This is a genomic window from Bifidobacterium sp. LH_417 (genome assembly GCF_056357035.1).
The window spans coordinates 1-1,172 of sequence record NZ_JBKEVI010000041.1 but is presented as its reverse complement, the minus strand read 5'-3'; the positions used below and the strand labels follow the sequence as shown (position 1 = coordinate 1,172).

1 rRNA gene is annotated in these 1,172 nt (G+C 60.0%); it reads left to right on the top strand.

The features are described 5' to 3' along the window. A 23S ribosomal RNA gene (locus AC1AYR_RS11725) occupies positions 1-1,172 on the top strand; the annotation flags it as partial.

Below are 1,172 nucleotides of genomic sequence, written 5' to 3'. Positions count from 1 at the left end.
TAAGGTCCCGAAGCGCGTGCTAAGTGGGAAAGGATGTGGAGTCGCATAGACAGCCAGGAGGTTGGCTCAGAAGCAGCCATCCTTGAAAGAGTGCGTAACAGCTCACTGGTCTAGTGGTTCCGCGCCGACAATGTAGCGGGGCTCAAGCACGCCACCGAAGACGCGGCAGCAGCTTTTCGGCTGCTGGGTAGGAGAGCGTCCCATGCGGGTCGAAGCGGTCGTGGAAACGGTCGTGGACTGCATGGGAGTGAGAATGCAGACATGAGTAGCGAGAGCGGGGTGAGGATCCCCGCCGCCGGATGACCAAGGGTTCCAGGGCCACGTTCGTCGTCCCTGGGTGAGTCGGGTCCTAAGGCGAGGCCGACAGGCGTAGTCGAATGGATGAACGGGTTGATATTCCCGTACCGGCCATGAACCGACAAGATCCGAAAGGTTGATGCTCACCTCCGGGCGTTCCCGCCCCGTCCTTCGGGATGGTTCGTGGGAGTGCTTGTTGGGAACCGATTCCCGGTAGGATAGCGTGTGGAGTGACGCGGATGGCAGGCCGGGTCCGGAGGTGGTTTTCCGGGTCCAAGCGTGCGGGGCCTTCCCCAGGCAAATCCGGGGATATCGTGGCCCGAGGCGTGATGGGGGCATCCTGTTGGGTGTCTTCCGGTGGGTCCGTCCGTCGAGAAAAGCTTCGGCGCGAGGCGCATGGGCGCCCGTACCCCAAACCGACACTGGTGGTCAGGTAGAGCATACCAAGGCGATCGAGCGAATCCTGGTCAAGGAACTCGGCAAATCACTCCCGTTCCTTCGGTTTAAGGGAGACCCCCGATGGTGAACCGACTCTGCTCGGGGAGCGGTTGGGGGTGGCACAATCCAGGGGGTAGCGACTGTTTACCAAAAACACAGGTGCATGCGAAGGCGCAAGCCGCTGTATATGCACTGACGCCTGCCCGGTGCCGGAAGGTTAAGAGGATCCGTCAGCGTTTCGGCGTGAAGCGGTGAATTCAAGCCCCGGTAAACGGCGGTGGTAACTATAACCATCCTAAGGTAGCGAAATTCCTTGTCGGGTAAGTTCCGACCTGCACGAATGGCGTAACGACTTCCCCACTGTCTCGACCAGGAGCTCGGCGAAATTGCAGTACGAGTAAAGATGCTCGTTAAGCGCAGAAGGACGAAAAGACCCC